The organism is Klebsiella sp. K4 (assembly GCF_014596785.2).
GTDB classification, from domain to species: Bacteria; Pseudomonadota; Gammaproteobacteria; order Enterobacterales; family Enterobacteriaceae; genus Klebsiella; species Klebsiella pneumoniae.
In genome coordinates, this window is the sequence record NZ_CP115021.1 from 1,268,196 (window position 1) to 1,283,269 (window position 15,074).

Consider the following 15,074-nt stretch of genomic DNA (forward strand, 5'->3'; position numbering starts at 1 on the left):
TAGACTCCTGTTATTGCAACTTTTACTTCGTTTTGTTTAGTGGAGGCATCATGTACGGTTCGGTTAAGGTCTGGCAGGAAATCATTTCATTACCAACGTGGACGACGGGAGCGGAAGATCCGAACCCTATGTTTCTGGAAAAACGTGTTTATCAAGGATCTTCCGGCAGCGTCTATCCCTACGGCGTGATTGATACCCTGACCGGCGAACGCGAAATGCGCGATTATCAGGCAGTGTGGATGGAGAATGATTTCCTTCGGGTCATGCTGCTACCGGAGCTTGGCGGCCGTATTCACCGGGCATATGATAAAGTCAAACAACGTGATTTCGTCTATTACAATGAGGTGGTTAAGCCAGCCCTGGTAGGGCTGCTCGGGCCCTGGATCTCCGGCGGAATCGAATTTAACTGGCCGCAACATCACCGGCCGACGACCTTTAAGCCGGTCGATTTTTCTATTCAGCAGGGAGAAAACGGCGCGCAGACCGTATGGATGGGGGAAGCGGAGCCCATGCGCGGTTTGCAGGTTATGGCCGGGTTTACGCTCTATCCTGACCGCGCGCTGATTGAAATCACTGGCAAGATCTTCAATGGTAACGCCACGCCGCGCCATTTCCTGTGGTGGGCCAACCCTGCAGTAAAAGGCGGCGATGCCCACCAGAGTGTATTCCCACCCGATGTCACCGCTGTATTCGACCATGGTAAGCGTGATGTTTCCGCTTTCCCGATTGCCACCGGTACCTACTACAAAGTGGACTATTCTGCGGGGGTTGATATCTCCCGTTATAAAAACGTCCCGGTACCCACTTCGTATATGGCGGAGAAGTCGGATTACGATTTTGTCGGCGCTTATCATCATGACGAGCGAGGCGGGTTACTGCATGTTGCCGATCACCATGTCTCTCCTGGCAAGAAACAGTGGAGCTGGGGGTACGGGGATTTTGGCCAGGCCTGGGATCGAAATCTGACTGATGAAAATGGCCCTTATATTGAGCTGATGACCGGCGTCTTCACCGATAACCAGCCTGACTTTACGTGGCTTGCGCCTTATGAAGAGAAGGTGTTTGTGCAAAATTTCCTTCCCTACAGCGAGTTAGGGATGGTGCAAAATGCCAATACACAGCTGGCACTGAAGCTGGTTCGCGAGTCTGGGCAACTGCAGCTTGGCGTATATGCCATTGCTCCGCTAAATCATATCGTGGTTGAACTCAGCGCTGACCATCAGCCATTGTACGAAACTCAGCTGACGCTGAAGCCCGGTGAGAGCTGGCAGCAGACGCTGCCGGAAAATGGCGTCGGGCGCTTAACCCTCAAAGTGAAAACCGCCGAGAACCAGCCGCTGCTGGATTATCAGGAACATATTACCCAACAGACGCCGCTGCCCGAACCAGCTATAGCGCCCGCGTTACCGGAAGCGATCCACAATGGCGACGAGCTCTATTTTATCGGCCAGCACCTTGAACAATACAACCACGCAAGCCGCTACGCCGGGGATTACTATCGTCGGGCGGTTGAGCTCGATCCGCAGGATTATCGCAATAATGTTGCCCTCGGTACCCTGGCGTTCAACAGTGCCGACTGGGCGCTGGCGGAACAGTGTGCCCGTGCTGCGCTACAGCGCGCGCATCGTTTGAATAAGAACCCGCGAGATGGCGAAGCCAGTATGCTGCTTGCCAGCGTGCTGGAAAGGATGGGGGATGATGCAGGCGCCTGGGATCACTATTACAAAGCCTCCTGGAGCGGTAACTGCCGTGACGCCGCCTGGTGGTCGCTGGCGCGGCTGGCGATGAAGCGCGGTGATGTTGCCGATGCGCTGGAAAAAGTAAACACCAGTCTGCGGTTCAACGCCAGCAATCCTCTGGCGATGGGGTTGAAAGCGCTGGCATTAGCCAACAGTGGGCAGAAGAAAGCAGCGCTGGAGTTTATTTTCGCCTCTCTTGAGCAATACCCATTGAGCTATCCGCTGCACTGCGCGCGCTGGATGATTGAGCGGAGCGACGACGCGCGAGAAGCCCTGCTGCGCATCACGGGGCGCAGAGGGGTCAACGCCAGCCTGCTGGCGGGTTGGTTGCTCTCTATCGGACAGACGTCGGCGGTGAAAGAGGTTCTTGCGGTTCTGGACAGTCAGGAAGCGCTGCCGATGCTCTGGCGTGCGTCGCTAAGTGATGATGCCAATGAACGCCAACAGTTTATTGCCGCCGCCGAGCACTGCCATGCGCACAATGTTCGTTTCCCTAACTCGCTCGATGAAGTTCAGATGCTGCAGTCGCTGGGCGACAGCGCTTTTGCCCGCTATCTACTCGGTTGCTTCTGGTACAGCAAACGTCGCTATGACGAGGCGGTGAGCTGCTGGCGCGAGACGCTCGAAAAATCTCCCGATTATGCGCCCGCTCATCGTCTGCTGGGCGTTTACTCCTGGAATAAACAGCAGGATGCAACGCAGGCGCTGGCTTATCTGCAGCGCGCCGTAGCGCTGGAGCCGGACAATGCGCGCTTCCTGTTTGAACTCGATTTTTTGCAAAAATTACTGGCCAGGCCGGTACATGAGCGACTGACGACGCTGGTGGAACGTAAAGCCGTGGTGCTGAAGCGGGACGACCTGACCGCTGAGCTGCTAAGCCTGTGGAACGCGTCCGGTCATTATGCCGATGCCGCCGCGATTCTGGATACGCGCGTATTCCATCCCTGGGAAGGAGGAGAAGGGAAAATCACCGGCCAGTATTTGCTCAATCAGCTCCATCGGGCATTACAGTTCATCGAGCGTGGGGCGTTTAAACAGGCCACGGACTGTCTGAAAGCCGCATTACGCTATCCCGACAATCTGGGGGAGGGGCGACTGCCTGGGCAAACGGATAACGATATCTGGTATTTGCTGGGCTACTGCGCAGAACAGGCTGGGGATGCGCAGCAGGCGGCGGAATATTACCAGCTTGCCCGGCAAGGGGGCTCAACGCTGGACGCCGGGCGGTACTACAACGATCAACCCGCCGATTATCTTTTCTGGCAGGGCATTGCGCTGCGTAAGAGCGGTAACCCAGCGCAGGCCGAGCAGCACTTCCGCCATTTTATCGACTGGGCCGCGCAGCATCGGGATGACGTTCCGCAAGTCGATTTTTTTGCCGTCTCTCTTCCGGACCTGGTGGTTCTCGATGTATCAGCGCAGCAGAGACATCAGCAGCACTGCTTGTTTATTGAAGCGTTGGGCCATCTGGGGCTGGGCAACGTATCCGCCTGCCAGCAGAGGATGCAGCAGCTTCTGCAAATAAATCCGGCTCATGATAAGGCGCATCTGATTCGCCATGCCCTGCAAAGCGGCATTTTTTCCTGAACCTCAATGGGCGGGCTCGGCCCGCCTGAACCCTACTGTTCCCTGCGTTTCCCTTATAGAGGAATCATTATGAACAACGCGCAGACACATCTCAAAATGGGCTACGTCTGGACGATTTGTCTGGTCGCCGCCTGCGGTGGTTTACTGTTTGGCTATGACTGGGTGGTGATTGGCGGCGCTAAGCCATTTTATGAAGCCTGGTTTTCAATTACGGACCCGGCGCAGTCCGGCTGGGCGATGAGCTCAGCGCTGTTGGGCTGTATTTTCGGCGCATTAATTTCGGGATGGTGCGCAGACAAACTGGGGCGCAAGCTGCCATTAATTCTTTCCGCCGTGCTGTTCAGCGCGTCGGCCTGGGGGACGGCGGTCGCCAGTCATTTCGATATGTTTGTGGTTTACCGCATTGTGGGCGGCGTAGGGATTGGTCTGGCTTCCGCTCTCAGCCCGCTTTACATTGCCGAAGTCAGCCCGGCAGAGAAAAGAGGACGTTTTGTCGCGGTCAATCAGCTCACCATCGTGATTGGCGTGCTGGCCGCTCAGTTAATCAATCTGATGATTGCTGAACCGGTGGAGCCGGGGGCGACGCAGCAGATGATTGTGGACAGCTGGAATGGGCAGATGGGCTGGCGCTGGATGTTCGGTGCGGAACTGGTGCCGGCGCTGGCGTTTCTGGTCCTGATGTTTTTTGTCCCCGAGTCGCCGCGCTGGCTCATGAAGGCCGGTAAACCGGAGCGCGCCCGGGCTGCGCTGGAACGCATTGGTTCTGCCGACTATGCCGACAGGATCCTGCGTGAAATCGCGCATACCCTGGAAAAGGATAACAACAAAGTCTCCTACGGCGCGCTGTTGGCTCCCCAGGTGAAACCGATTGTGATCATTGGCATGGTGCTCGCCATATTCCAGCAGTGGTGTGGGATTAACGTCATCTTTAACTACGCGCAGGAGATTTTTGCCTCGGCGGGGTTCGATATTAACAGCACGCTGAAATCGATCGTCGCGACGGGCGTCGTTAATCTGGTCTTTACCATTGCGGCGCTGCCGCTGGTGGATAAAATCGGTCGCCGTAAATTAATGCTGCTTGGCGCTTCGGGATTGACGCTGATCTATGTGCTGATCGCCGGCGCTTACGCCATGGGCATTATGGGGTGGCCGGTACTGTTGCTGGTGCTGGCGGCGATTGCTATTTATGCGTTGACCCTGGCGCCGGTGACCTGGGTGCTGCTGGCGGAGATTTTTCCCAACCGCGTACGTGGACTCGCGATGTCTTTAGGTACCCTGGCGCTGTGGATCGCCTGTTTCCTGTTAACCTATACTTTCCCGCTGCTTAATGCCGGTCTGGGCGCGGCAGGAAGCTTCCTGCTGTATGGTGTCATTTGCGCTGCCGGCTACCTCTATATCCTGCGCAACGTCCCGGAAACGAAAGGTATCACCCTCGAAGCGCTGGAAGAGCAGCTGGCGCAGCGTCATACGGGCGTTAATGCGGCGAAGCAGGAGCAGATGCGCTAATGGCGGAAGAGTGGATTCTGGAGAACGCGCATCTGCGGATGTGCGTCTCTTCTCTGGGCGGCAAAGTGCAAAGTTTATTCTCGCGGCAATATCAAGCGCCGGTGCTATATGAAAATCCCGCCGGCGGCATGTTTCCGATGCTGCCATTGGCCAATCGCGTCGCCGGCAACCGTTTTATTTTTCATGGGCAGGAGATTATCCTGCCTCGCCACCATGCCGACGAGTATTTCTTTCTTCACGGTGACGGCTGGTTACAGCGCTGGGATATTATTGAGTACGGCGCCGAGTATTGTGTATTACAGCTGCGTCGGCAGCATGCCTGCGGTTTCGATTATCTGGCGCAGCTCCGCTACCAGTTGCTGCGTAACCAGCTGATAGCGGAGCTAACGCTTACCCACTATGGGGAGGTCCCTGCGCTTTACGGCTGCGGCTTTCATCCCTTTTTCCCTTTCGATGAACGCAGCAAGGTTCAGTTCCAGGTCAGCGGTTACTGGCCGGAAGGGGAGAATCACTTACCTCTCAACTGGCAAGGAAACTTGCCCGACTATGCCAATTTCAGCGTGGCTCAGTTCGGTGAAGATCGTTGGCTGAACGTGGGTTATTCCGGCTGGGGCGGGCGGGCGAGGGTAAGCAATGACGTGATGAGTATCACAATTCTATCGCAAACTCCGTGGTTGATGCTGTTCAGAATGCAAGGTGAATCATTCCTTTGCCTCGAGCCGCAAAGCCATCCGGTAAACGCCCACAACATGGACGGGCAGCCGGGGCTGCGAGTTTTAGGCGCGGGAGAGAAGCTTAATTTTTCGCTGAAAATCATCATCGAGGGGGCATAAATAACGAGCTATCGGCAGACAAGAGCATCTTGCGCCCGCCGGGGTTTATCGCCAGACTATCGCCACCATTCGGGAGGAAATCATGGTCTTGCACTCCACGCGCTGGCTGGCGCTCAGTTATTTCACCTACTTTTTTAGCTACGGTATTTTTCTGCCCTTCTGGAGCGTCTGGCTGGCCGGAAACGGGCTGACTCCGGAAACCATCGGCATTTTGCTTGGCGCCGGTCTGGTGGCCCGTTTTCTCGGCAGTCTGCTGATTGCCCCGCGGGTGAGCGATCCCTCCCGGCTGATCGCCGCGCTGCGCGTGCTGGCGCTGTTAACCTTGCTCTTCGCGCTGGCCTTTTGGGCCGGCAGCCACGTAGCATGGCTGCTGGCGATCATCATCGGCTTCAACCTGTTCTTTTCGCCGCTGGTGCCGCTGACGGATGCTCTGGCCAATACCTGGCAAAAGCAGATCACCATGGACTATGGCCGGGTGCGGCTATGGGGTTCTATTGCCTTTGTGATTGGTTCAGCGCTGACCGGCAAGCTGGTGAGCCTGTTCGATTACCGGGCGATCCTGCTGATGCTAAGCCTGGGGGGCGCCTCGATGCTGCTCGGCATGCTGCTTAAGCCGTCGGTGATGCCCCAGGGGGAGTCGCGCCAGCAGCAGGGGGCCGGAATGGCGGCCTGGCTGACGCTGGTGCGCCAAAGCTGGCGCTTTCTCGCCTGCGTTTGTCTGCTGCAGGGAGCGCATGCCGCCTACTATGGCTTTAGCGCCATCTACTGGCAGCAGGCCGGCTATTCCGCCTCGGCGGTCGGTTATCTATGGTCGTTAGGCGTGGTGGCGGAAGTGGTGATCTTCGCGTTGAGTAAAAAGGTGTTCCGCCGCTTCAGCGCCCGCGACCTGCTGTTGCTCTCCGCCCTCTGCGGGCTGATTCGCTGGGGACTGATGGGCTGGACCACGGCGCTGCCGGGACTCATCCTTGCGCAGATCCTTCACTGTGGCACCTTCACGGTGTGTCATCTGGCGGCGATGCGCTATATCGCCGCCCGTCAGGGGAGCGAAGTGATCCGTCTGCAGGCCGTCTACTCCGCGGTGGCGATGGGCGGCAGTATTGCCATCATGACCGTCTTCGCCGGTTTCCTCTATCAGCACCTGCACCAGGGCGTATTCTGGGTGATGGCCCTGCTGACGCTCCCGGCGATGGCTATACGGCCAAAAGCGGTGGCGGCCTAGTCCTCGAGCATGGCGCAGATATGCTGCTGCTGGCGTTCAGTGAAGTAGTTCTCCGCGTGGATCAGCGGCGGCGAAAACAGCGGCAGCGCCGTCGCATAGGGGGTGACGATAAGCGTCACCCCTTTGGGCGCACCTTCCTTCTGAAAGCGCTCTACGCTCTGGTATTTGATATTCAGCGGCAGCAGCGTTAGTTCGCGCAGCTGTTGTTCCAGGGCCTCTTCAATAGCTGGGTTGTCATCGGTTAGCAACAGCACCTGTTTCTCGTGCAGGTCGCTTTTCTGCATCAGCCAGGCGCCAAAGATCACCGCGATTAAACCGGTCTCTTCCTCATTAAAACGGATGTGCCAGGCCTCCTCGAATTCGCTCAATGCCGCCTGGGTGGTACGCAGTAAGCGAGGGTAGAGCCGGGTCACTTCCTCTGTGAGCGTGCTGTCGATGCCGATAGCAAACACGCTGCGGATCAACGCCTGCGACAAATGAATATAGAGTTGATCGCTGAGCCCCTGCTCATCACTGAACGCTCTGCCAGCGAGGATCTGGAAGCGGTGGATCAGGCCGGAGATAGCCAGCCGCAGGCGGCGATCGTGCGGGTGACCGTCGCGGACCGGGTCGGGGGTTTTGAGCAACATAAACAGCAGCGAGAGGAAAAAAGGTTCTCCGACATGGGGCGGAGCGCCGACCCGACGCTGCCAGTGGCGGACAATCTCCTGCGCCAGGGTGAACTCGGCGGCGGTTTGAGCCCAGCGTTGCTGTTCCTCATTGAAGTCCGGAGAGTATCCCCGGTGATGTTCGAGCAGACAGTACTGCAGGTACAAGCGCAGAAACTGCACGTCGCGGCAGTCAAACTGGCGATTGAGCGCCCGCGCGCAGCGGTTCACCAGCGCCTGCAGATTGGTATCATCGTATAAGGTGCGGGCAATGCCTTCCTGTTTAAGCTGCGTTTTCAGCGCCGGGGTAAAATGATGATTAACGAACTGTGGGCAGAGGCGCAGCCCCCGCCGCAGCGCATGCAGCAGACATAAACGTTGGTCGAGCGCGGCGCCTTCAATCCGATAGCTGCCGTCCACCTGTGACTGGAGGGTCAAACGGTGGTAACGCTGAATTTCGCGTCCGGTCTCCTCAATATCCTGCCGGGCCGTGGTCTCATCAACGAGGTTGATCCTGCCAAGCCGTTCAGTCGTCACCGACTGTCCGGGCAGATAAAACATCAGGAGCACCTGGCTACGGCGCTGTGGACTGGAAAGCGCAGATGGTGGTTCAATGACGGTCATCATCTGGTAAGTTCCAGTTAGGGTTTCCGCTAAGGATAGACAATGACCGCGGCGTGGGCAGGGAAGAGCGTCCGCTTTTACTCAGGATTGCTGGCGAAGTTCACAGAATTTTTCACGTGAGGAACAGATGAACAGAGTGAAACAATGCACAAGCGCGGCGTTTTTCATGGTTTTATCATGGTCGGCCGCTGCGCATCCGCATAGCTTCATCAGCCTGCAAAGCGAGCCGGTGGTCAAGGATGGTCTGCTGAGCGCCTTTAAAATGCGCTGGACGATGGATGAAATTACCTCATCGGATCTGCTCTATGATGCCGGAAACGCCAAACCGGGCAGCGAAGTCTGGAAAAAGCTGGCGGCGGAGGTGATGGCCAACGTGCTCGGTCAGCACTATTTCAGCGAGCTGTGGCATAACGGTCAGCGGGTTAAATTTGACAATCGTCCCGACGGTTACGGCCTCGAACGTGACGGACTGCAGGCGGTACTCACCTTTACTCTGCCGCTGGCGACGCCGCAACCCATTGCCGGGCAGACGTTTACCTTTTCCACCTTCGACCCGACCTACTACGTCGATATGTTTTATGACAAGGATAGCGATTTTTCCCTGCCCGCAGGGCTGCGGGCCGCCTGTAAGGCAACGGTGATGACGCCAAAACCGAACGACAAAATGCTCTCATACGCCCAGTCGCTGGATAAAGCGGATGCGCCGCCGGAGGATATGGCGCTGGGCAGCTATTTTGCCCAGAAGGTGACCCTGACATGTCAGTAATTTTTACTCCGCGCGCGCGATCTTCGCGCTGGAAAGCGCTGTGGCCGCTGGCGCTGTTGCTGGCGGTGAGCATCATCGGCGGCATTTGGCTGTGGCGGGCGTGGCCGCAGGTGCTGATGCAGAGCGCAGTCTGGCAGCGTTCGCTAAACCTGGAACTCAGCCGCCTGCTGCAGGCGGTGGCGGAGAACCCGGCGGCGGCAGGGCTGTCGCTGCTGGGGTTTAGCTTCGTTTACGGGGTGCTCCATGCCTTAGGGCCCGGACACGGTAAAATTGTCATTACGACCTGGCTTGCCACCCATCCCGCGAAGCTGAAATCAAGCATTGGCCTGACGCTGGCCGCTTCTTTACTGCAGGGGCTGGTGGCCATCGCGCTGGTGGTCGTGGTGCTGGCGCTGCTGCAGCTGCCGGCGCGCCAGCTGCACCTCAGCAGTTTCTGGCTGGAGAAGGGGAGCTATTTGCTGGTGGGCGCGTTAGGGCTGCTGCTGTGCTGGCGGGCGTTAAAAAAGCTGCGTCTGCTGCTGCGCCGGCCAACGTTTACCGCTTTTACCCCGCATCATGTTCATAACGAACACTGCGGCTGCGGGCATCAGCATCTCCCGGCCCCGGAGCAGCTGCAGGCTGGCGACGACTGGCGGGCTCGCGCCGCGATCGTCCTGTCGATGGGTATGCGTCCCTGCTCGGGGGCGATCATGGTTCTGCTGTTCAGCAAGGTAATCGGCGTTTTTGGCTGGGGGATGGCGGCGGCGCTGGCGATGGCGGCGGGAACCTCGTTGACTATCACGGCGCTGGCGCTGTTGGTGCATGGGTTCCGCCAACTGGCGATCCGCCTCAGTCGCCATCAGGCGCCAGCGTTATGGAAGCAGGTTGGTTGGGCGACGCTGGCGCTGGCCGGCGGCGTCATATTGCTGGCGGCGGCAGGGGTGATGTGGCTCAGCGCCGTCCCTGCCGGCGGTGGGATCCGTCCGTTTTAGACAGACGCCGGGCGCAAATCCTAAAGTGGGCGCCAGCGCTTGCCGCTGGCGAAGCGATGCTCTAGTTTTCCGCTTTTCGGCGGATGACAAGGAGTCGCTATGGCCGCAAATATCGTTTCTCCCGCGCAGAGCGGGCGGTTCTATTATGGCTGCGCCGGCGCCGCCGGGCTGCTGGCGGGCCTGGCGATCGTATTCTGGTTTCCAGCCCTGGCCAGCTGGTGGCCGTCAGATCTGGTGCGTGTCTACCACGCCATGCCGTATGTTATGCGATTCGGGGTGGCGAGTGTCGCGGATATTCCGCTGGTGGCCTACGCCACCCTAACGCTGTCGGGCTTCGTGCTGGCCTTTTGTCATCCCGGTCACAGTAAACTGCCCATTGTTGCCTGGGCTGTGCATAACCAGCCCTCGCCGCGGGAGATGGTCGACTGGATCCTGCGCAGCTGGGTGTTGCAGTTCGGTTTTCTGGTGATCATTTTCTGGCGTTTCGCGTTTATGGGTAAGCTAAGCAGCGACAGGCTAATGCAGATCGTGGGCATCTTTAACGACGTATGCTATCTGGCCACGCTGGTGCTGGCTGGAATACTGCTGCGCGACGGCTGGCGCGACTTTCAGGGCGTTGCCGCACCGGCAGGCAATATTCGCATTCCGCTGATCTTTGCCCTGAGCTTTTATCTGCCGTTTCAGCTGGTATGGATTTTACTCAGTGCGCAGCAGTATGAGCTGCCGCTGTGGGGATGGCTGCTGCTGGTTCCGGCGATGGTCGGCGTGCTGTTAGCCCGCCTGGCGACGGTAGGGATAGCGCTGTGTTTCCGGCGCTGGCTGGGGACGCAGGGCTGTCTGCGCTGGCGCGGACCGCTGGCCTTATTTAGCGGCCTGACGGTGCTCTGTATTGGCGGCAATGCGGTGATTCGCCAGATCCTCAACATGATAAAATGACATAAAAAAAGGAAGCCGCGGCTTCCTTTTTGACATCAGTAAGAGATTAACGCTTCAGCGCGTCGCTCAGCTGCTCGCGCATGTTCGCCAGCATCGCTTTCACCACGCGCGGGTTACCGGCAACGATGTTGCCCGTCAGCATATAGTTATGACCGCCGGTGAAGTCGCAGACAATCGCGCCAGCTTCACGGGCGATCAGCTCGCCTGCGGCGAAATCCCATGGTTTCAGGGCGATCTCAAAGTAACCGTCAACGCGGCCGGCGGCCACATAGGCCAGATCCAGCGCGGCAGAGCCGGTGCGACGGAAGTCGGCACATTCGGTAAACATGTTGCCGAGAATATTCATGTAGGTGGTGGCGTGCTGCTTCGCTTTGAACGGGAAGCCGGTCGCGATAATGGTGCCGTCGAGGTCGCGAGCGTTGCTGCCGCGCAGACGGTAGCCGTTCAGCTGCGCGCCCTGGCCGCGGGTCGCGGTAAACAGTTCGTTACGCATCGGATCGTAGACCACCGCGACTTCAGTACGCCCTTTGATGCGTACGGCGATGGAAACAGAGAAGTGCGGCAGACGTTTAACGAAGTTGGTGGTGCCATCCAGTGGATCGATAACCCATTGAACATCCTGCTCTTCGCCAGCGTGTTCACCGCTTTCTTCGGTGATAATGGTGTGCTGCGGGTAAGATTTGCGAATGGTTTCGATAATAATCGCTTCGGCGGCTTTATCGACGTTGGTCACAAAATCATTGCTGCCTTTCTGGCTGGTTTCTACGGTGTCTGGCGTTTCGTAGTGTTTGGCAATTAAATTACCCGCCTTGCGCGCGGCGCGCACGGCGATGTTCAGCATCGGATGCATCGGTCTCTCTCACTGGATGTTAAAGAACGGGAAAAAACGGCGCATATAATAGCAGCCAAATCTGCTTATGTCTCCGTTTTATGGTAGCATGCACGAATAATCTTTAGCCGAAGAACCATAATGCTGCAAAATATTCGAATCGTACTGGTAGAAACCTCCCATACCGGCAACATGGGCTCCGTAGCCCGCGCGATGAAAACCATGGGCTTAACTAACCTGTGGCTGGTCAATCCGCTGGTCAAACCCGATTCGCAGGCGATAGCCCTGGCCGCGGGCGCCAGCGACGTGATCGGCAACGCGCAGATTGTCGATACCCTTGATGAAGCGCTGGCAGGCTGTAGCCTGGTGGTTGGCACCAGCGCGCGCTCCCGCACGCTGCCGTGGCCGATGCTCGACCCGCGCGAATGCGGTCTGAAAAGCGTCGCCGAAGGTCAGCATGCGCCGGTGGCGCTGGTCTTTGGCCGCGAGCGCGTTGGTCTGACCAACGATGAACTGCAGAAGTGCCACTATCACGTGGCGATCGCCGCCAACCCGGAGTACAGCTCGCTGAACCTGGCGATGGCGGTGCAGGTTATCGCCTATGAAGTGCGGATGGCCTGGCTGACGGCGCAGGAGCAAGCGCAGCCGGCGGTTGAGCATGAAGAGGCGCCGTACCCGCTGGTGGACGATCTGGAGCGATTCTACGACCATCTTGAGCAGACGCTGCTGGCGACGGGCTTTATCCGCCCGAATCATCCGGGGCAGGTGATGAACAAGCTGCGTCGTCTGTTCACCCGCGCGCGTCCGGAAAGCCAGGAGTTGAACATCCTGCGCGGCATGCTGGCGTCTATTGAGCAGCAGAATAAAGGTAAGTAACCGCGTTAACGCCGGATGGCGCTTCGCTTATCCGGGCTACGAATCGGGCTCGCCTGGCGGGATGAAGGTATCAGGCTATGCGGAAGTAAAACGGCACGGAAAGCCAAATACCTGACTAAAACAGTCAAGTAAATAGTTGACCAAATTACTCGGGAATGTCAGACTTGGCCCTGCTATGCAATACCCATATTAATAAAAAGCCCGGCCAGGGGCGAGTTTGAGGTTAAGTAAGACATGAGACTGACATCTAAAGGGCGTTATGCCGTGACCGCGATGCTTGACGTTGCGCTCAACTCTGAAACGGGCCCGGTGCCGTTGGCAGATATTTCAGAGCGTCAGGGAATTTCGCTTTCCTATCTGGAACAGCTGTTCTCTCGCCTGCGTAAAAATGGCCTGGTTTCCAGCGTTCGCGGCCCAGGTGGTGGTTATCTGTTAGGTAAAGATGCCGGCAGTATCGCCGTCGGCGAAGTCATTAGCGCCGTGGACGAATCCGTTGACGCCACCCGTTGCCAGGGCAAGGGCGGCTGTCAGGGCGGCGATAAATGCCTGACTCACGCGCTGTGGCGCGACCTGAGCGAGCGCCTGACCGGCTTCCTGAACAATATCACCCTCGGGGAACTGGTGAATAACCAGGAGATCCTCGATGTTTCCGGTCGTCAGCATCAGCACGAAACCCAGCGCAATGCGCGCACCCAGGACGCGATTGACGTTAAACTGCGCGCCTGAGTGACCCGTCCCGTTTCGGGCTGCGGCTGACAGGGCAAGGCGGCGCGAAACGGCGGGACAACGATTATAAAGAGCTTTCAGAATCAGGCCGGGATGCTCCGACATTCCGTGTACTCGGTCGTACATCAAGCCGGTTGCCTGATTCCTTGCATTGAGTGATGTACGGAGTTTAAGAGCAATGAAATTACCGATTTACCTCGATTACTCCGCAACCACGCCGGTGGACCCGCGTGTTGCCGAGAAAATGATGCAGTTCCTGACCATGGACGGGACCTTTGGTAACCCGGCCTCCCGTTCCCACCGTTTTGGCTGGCAGGCTGAAGAGGCGGTTGATATCGCCCGCAATCAGATTGCCGAGCTGGTCGGCGCCGACCCGCGCGAAATCGTCTTTACCTCTGGTGCGACTGAATCCGACAACCTGGCGATCAAGGGTGCAGCCAACTTTTATCAGAAAAAAGGCAAGCACATCATCACCAGCAAAACCGAGCATAAAGCGGTTCTGGATACCTGCCGTCAGCTGGAGCGCGAAGGCTTCGAAGTGACCTACCTGGCGCCGCAGAGCAACGGGATTATCGATCTGAAAGAGCTGGAAGCAGCGATGCGTGACGACACCATCCTGGTTTCCATCATGCATGTGAATAACGAAATCGGCGTGGTGCAGGATATCGCTACCATCGGCGAGATGTGTCGCGCCCGCGGTATCATTTACCACGTAGACGCCACCCAGAGCGTGGGCAAGCTGCCTATCGATCTGAGCCAGCTGAAAGTTGACCTGATGTCCTTCTCCGGTCACAAAATCTACGGTCCGAAAGGCATCGGCGCGCTGTACGTGCGCCGTAAGCCGCGTATTCGTATCGAAGCGCAAATCCACGGCGGCGGCCACGAGCGCGGTATGCGTTCCGGTACTCTGCCTGTTCACCAGATCGTCGGCATGGGTGAAGCTTACCGTATCGCCAAAGAAGAGATGGAAAGCGAGATGGCGCGTCTGCGCACGCTGCGCAACCGTCTGTGGAACGGCGTGAAGGATATGGAAGAAGTGTACCTCAACGGCGACCTCGAGCAGGGCGCGCCGAACATTCTTAACGTCAGCTTCAACTATGTTGAAGGCGAGTCGCTGATTATGGCGCTGAAAGACCTGGCGGTTTCCTCCGGTTCAGCCTGTACTTCCGCGAGCCTTGAGCCATCCTACGTGCTGCGCGCGTTAGGCATGACTGATGAACTGGCGCACAGTTCTATTCGTTTCTCTTTAGGTCGTTTCACTACCGAAGAAGAGATTGACTATGCCATCGATCTGATTCGCAAATCCATTGGCCGTCTGCGCGAGCTTTCTCCGCTGTGGGAAATGTTCAAACAGGGCGTGGATCTGAACAGCATTGAATGGTCACATCACTAATTCGGCACCAATAAGGAGAATTCATCATGGCTTACAGCGAAAAAGTTATCGATCATTACGAGAATCCGCGCAACGTCGGCTCTTTTGACAACAGCGACGAGAACGTCGGCAGCGGCATGGTCGGCGCGCCGGCCTGCGGCGACGTGATGAAGCTGCAGATTAAAGTCAACAATGAAGGTATCATTGAAGACGCGCGCTTCAAGACCTACGGCTGCGGTTCCGCTATCGCTTCCAGCTCCCTGGTTACCGAGTGGGTGAAGGGCAAATCGCTGGACGAAGCGCAGGCGATCAAGAACACCGATATCGCCGATGAACTGGAACTGCCGCCGGTGAAAATCCACTGCTCGATCCTGGCGGAAGACGCGATTAAAGCCGCGATTGCGGATTACAAAAGCAAACGTGAAGCAAAATAATTAGTTGAG

At 57.5% G+C, this 15,074-nt stretch carries 13 protein-coding genes; 11 read left to right on the plus strand and 2 right to left on the minus strand.

Annotated features, from left to right (window positions below; translation table 11 throughout):
- Positions 1 to 50 precede the first annotated feature (50 nt).
- From IB144_RS06345 to IB144_RS06360, 4 genes are all read left to right on the plus strand, one after another.
- A complete protein-coding gene (locus IB144_RS06345; RefSeq protein WP_032420357.1) occupies positions 51 to 3,326 on the plus strand; it encodes a DUF5107 domain-containing protein in 3,276 nt (1,091 codons plus the stop codon).
- Positions 3,327 to 3,395: 69 nt separating this feature from the next.
- Entirely contained in the window at positions 3,396 to 4,832 is a 1,437-nt protein-coding gene (locus IB144_RS06350; RefSeq protein WP_002914018.1) for a sugar porter family MFS transporter, read from the plus strand.
- The gene (locus IB144_RS06355; RefSeq protein WP_004174827.1) at positions 4,832 to 5,665 is read left to right on the plus strand and encodes an aldose 1-epimerase; all 834 of its coding nucleotides are present in this window, start codon (positions 4,832 to 4,834) and stop codon (positions 5,663 to 5,665) included. The genes IB144_RS06350 and IB144_RS06355 overlap by 1 nt, the downstream gene beginning before the upstream one ends.
- Before the next feature lie 82 nt (positions 5,666 to 5,747).
- Entirely contained in the window at positions 5,748 to 6,884 is a 1,137-nt protein-coding gene (locus IB144_RS06360; protein ID WP_046653559.1) for a 3-phenylpropionate MFS transporter, read from the plus strand.
- Here IB144_RS06360 and csiE read toward each other — a convergent pair.
- Complete coding sequence (csiE, locus tag IB144_RS06365) at positions 6,881 to 8,158, minus strand: stationary phase inducible protein CsiE (protein WP_002914002.1); 1,278 nt, start codon at positions 8,156 to 8,158, stop codon at positions 6,881 to 6,883. The genes IB144_RS06360 and csiE overlap by 4 nt on opposite strands.
- A 124-nt stretch (positions 8,159 to 8,282) precedes the next feature.
- Here csiE and IB144_RS06370 point away from each other — a divergent pair, with 124 nt between their 5' ends.
- The 3 genes from IB144_RS06370 (at position 8,283) to IB144_RS06380 (ending at position 10,828) form a co-directional block, all read left to right on the plus strand.
- Positions 8,283 to 8,921 carry a DUF1007 family protein gene (locus IB144_RS06370; protein WP_004151988.1) on the plus strand — a complete coding sequence of 213 codons (639 nt, stop codon included), beginning with the start codon at positions 8,283 to 8,285 and terminating at the stop codon, positions 8,919 to 8,921.
- The gene (locus tag IB144_RS06375) at positions 8,912 to 9,892 is read left to right on the plus strand and encodes a nickel/cobalt transporter (protein ID WP_065888734.1); all 981 of its coding nucleotides are present in this window, start codon (positions 8,912 to 8,914) and stop codon (positions 9,890 to 9,892) included. The genes IB144_RS06370 and IB144_RS06375 overlap by 10 nt, the downstream gene beginning before the upstream one ends.
- A gap of 99 nt (positions 9,893 to 9,991) precedes the next feature.
- Positions 9,992 to 10,828: a hypothetical protein gene (locus tag IB144_RS06380; protein WP_004174831.1), complete on the plus strand. Its 837-nt coding sequence runs from the start codon at positions 9,992 to 9,994 to the stop codon at positions 10,826 to 10,828.
- A gap of 46 nt (positions 10,829 to 10,874) precedes the next feature.
- On the opposite strand, the gene suhB is transcribed toward IB144_RS06380, so the two are convergent.
- Complete coding sequence (gene suhB, locus IB144_RS06385; protein ID WP_002913995.1) at positions 10,875 to 11,678, minus strand: inositol-1-monophosphatase; 804 nt, start codon at positions 11,676 to 11,678, stop codon at positions 10,875 to 10,877.
- A 120-nt stretch (positions 11,679 to 11,798) separates the two neighbouring features.
- Here suhB and trmJ point away from each other — a divergent pair, with 120 nt between their 5' ends.
- The 4 genes from trmJ (at position 11,799) to iscU (ending at position 15,065) form a co-directional block, all read left to right on the plus strand.
- The gene (gene trmJ / locus IB144_RS06390) at positions 11,799 to 12,533 is read left to right on the plus strand and encodes a tRNA (cytosine(32)/uridine(32)-2'-O)-methyltransferase TrmJ (protein WP_032418497.1); all 735 of its coding nucleotides are present in this window, start codon (positions 11,799 to 11,801) and stop codon (positions 12,531 to 12,533) included.
- Between the two features lie 234 nt (positions 12,534 to 12,767).
- Entirely contained in the window at positions 12,768 to 13,259 is a 492-nt protein-coding gene (iscR, locus tag IB144_RS06395) for a Fe-S cluster assembly transcriptional regulator IscR (protein WP_002913993.1), read from the plus strand.
- A gap of 178 nt (positions 13,260 to 13,437) precedes the next feature.
- Complete coding sequence (gene iscS / locus IB144_RS06400) at positions 13,438 to 14,652, plus strand: cysteine desulfurase (protein WP_002913992.1); 1,215 nt, start codon at positions 13,438 to 13,440, stop codon at positions 14,650 to 14,652.
- Between the two features lie 26 nt (positions 14,653 to 14,678).
- Complete coding sequence (iscU, locus tag IB144_RS06405; RefSeq protein ID WP_002913991.1) at positions 14,679 to 15,065, plus strand: Fe-S cluster assembly scaffold IscU; 387 nt, start codon at positions 14,679 to 14,681, stop codon at positions 15,063 to 15,065.
- Positions 15,066 to 15,074 lie beyond the last annotated feature (9 nt).

Coding starts and splice junctions, on each gene's coding strand:
- IB144_RS06345 (WP_032420357.1), top strand. CDS start 51: ATGTACGGTTCGGTTAAGGTCTGGCAGGAAATCATTTCATTACCAACG.
- IB144_RS06350 (WP_002914018.1), top strand. CDS start 3,396: ATGAACAACGCGCAGACACATCTCAAAATGGGCTACGTCTGGACGATT.
- IB144_RS06355 (WP_004174827.1), top strand. CDS start 4,832: ATGGCGGAAGAGTGGATTCTGGAGAACGCGCATCTGCGGATGTGCGTC.
- IB144_RS06360 (WP_046653559.1), top strand. CDS start 5,748: ATGGTCTTGCACTCCACGCGCTGGCTGGCGCTCAGTTATTTCACCTAC.
- csiE (WP_002914002.1), bottom strand. CDS start 8,158: ATGATGACCGTCATTGAACCACCATCTGCGCTTTCCAGTCCACAGCGC.
- IB144_RS06370 (WP_004151988.1), top strand. CDS start 8,283: ATGAACAGAGTGAAACAATGCACAAGCGCGGCGTTTTTCATGGTTTTA.
- IB144_RS06375 (WP_065888734.1), top strand. CDS start 8,912: ATGTCAGTAATTTTTACTCCGCGCGCGCGATCTTCGCGCTGGAAAGCG.
- IB144_RS06380 (WP_004174831.1), top strand. CDS start 9,992: ATGGCCGCAAATATCGTTTCTCCCGCGCAGAGCGGGCGGTTCTATTAT.
- suhB (WP_002913995.1), bottom strand. CDS start 11,678: ATGCATCCGATGCTGAACATCGCCGTGCGCGCCGCGCGCAAGGCGGGT.
- trmJ (WP_032418497.1), top strand. CDS start 11,799: ATGCTGCAAAATATTCGAATCGTACTGGTAGAAACCTCCCATACCGGC.
- iscR (WP_002913993.1), top strand. CDS start 12,768: ATGAGACTGACATCTAAAGGGCGTTATGCCGTGACCGCGATGCTTGAC.
- iscS (WP_002913992.1), top strand. CDS start 13,438: ATGAAATTACCGATTTACCTCGATTACTCCGCAACCACGCCGGTGGAC.
- iscU (WP_002913991.1), top strand. CDS start 14,679: ATGGCTTACAGCGAAAAAGTTATCGATCATTACGAGAATCCGCGCAAC.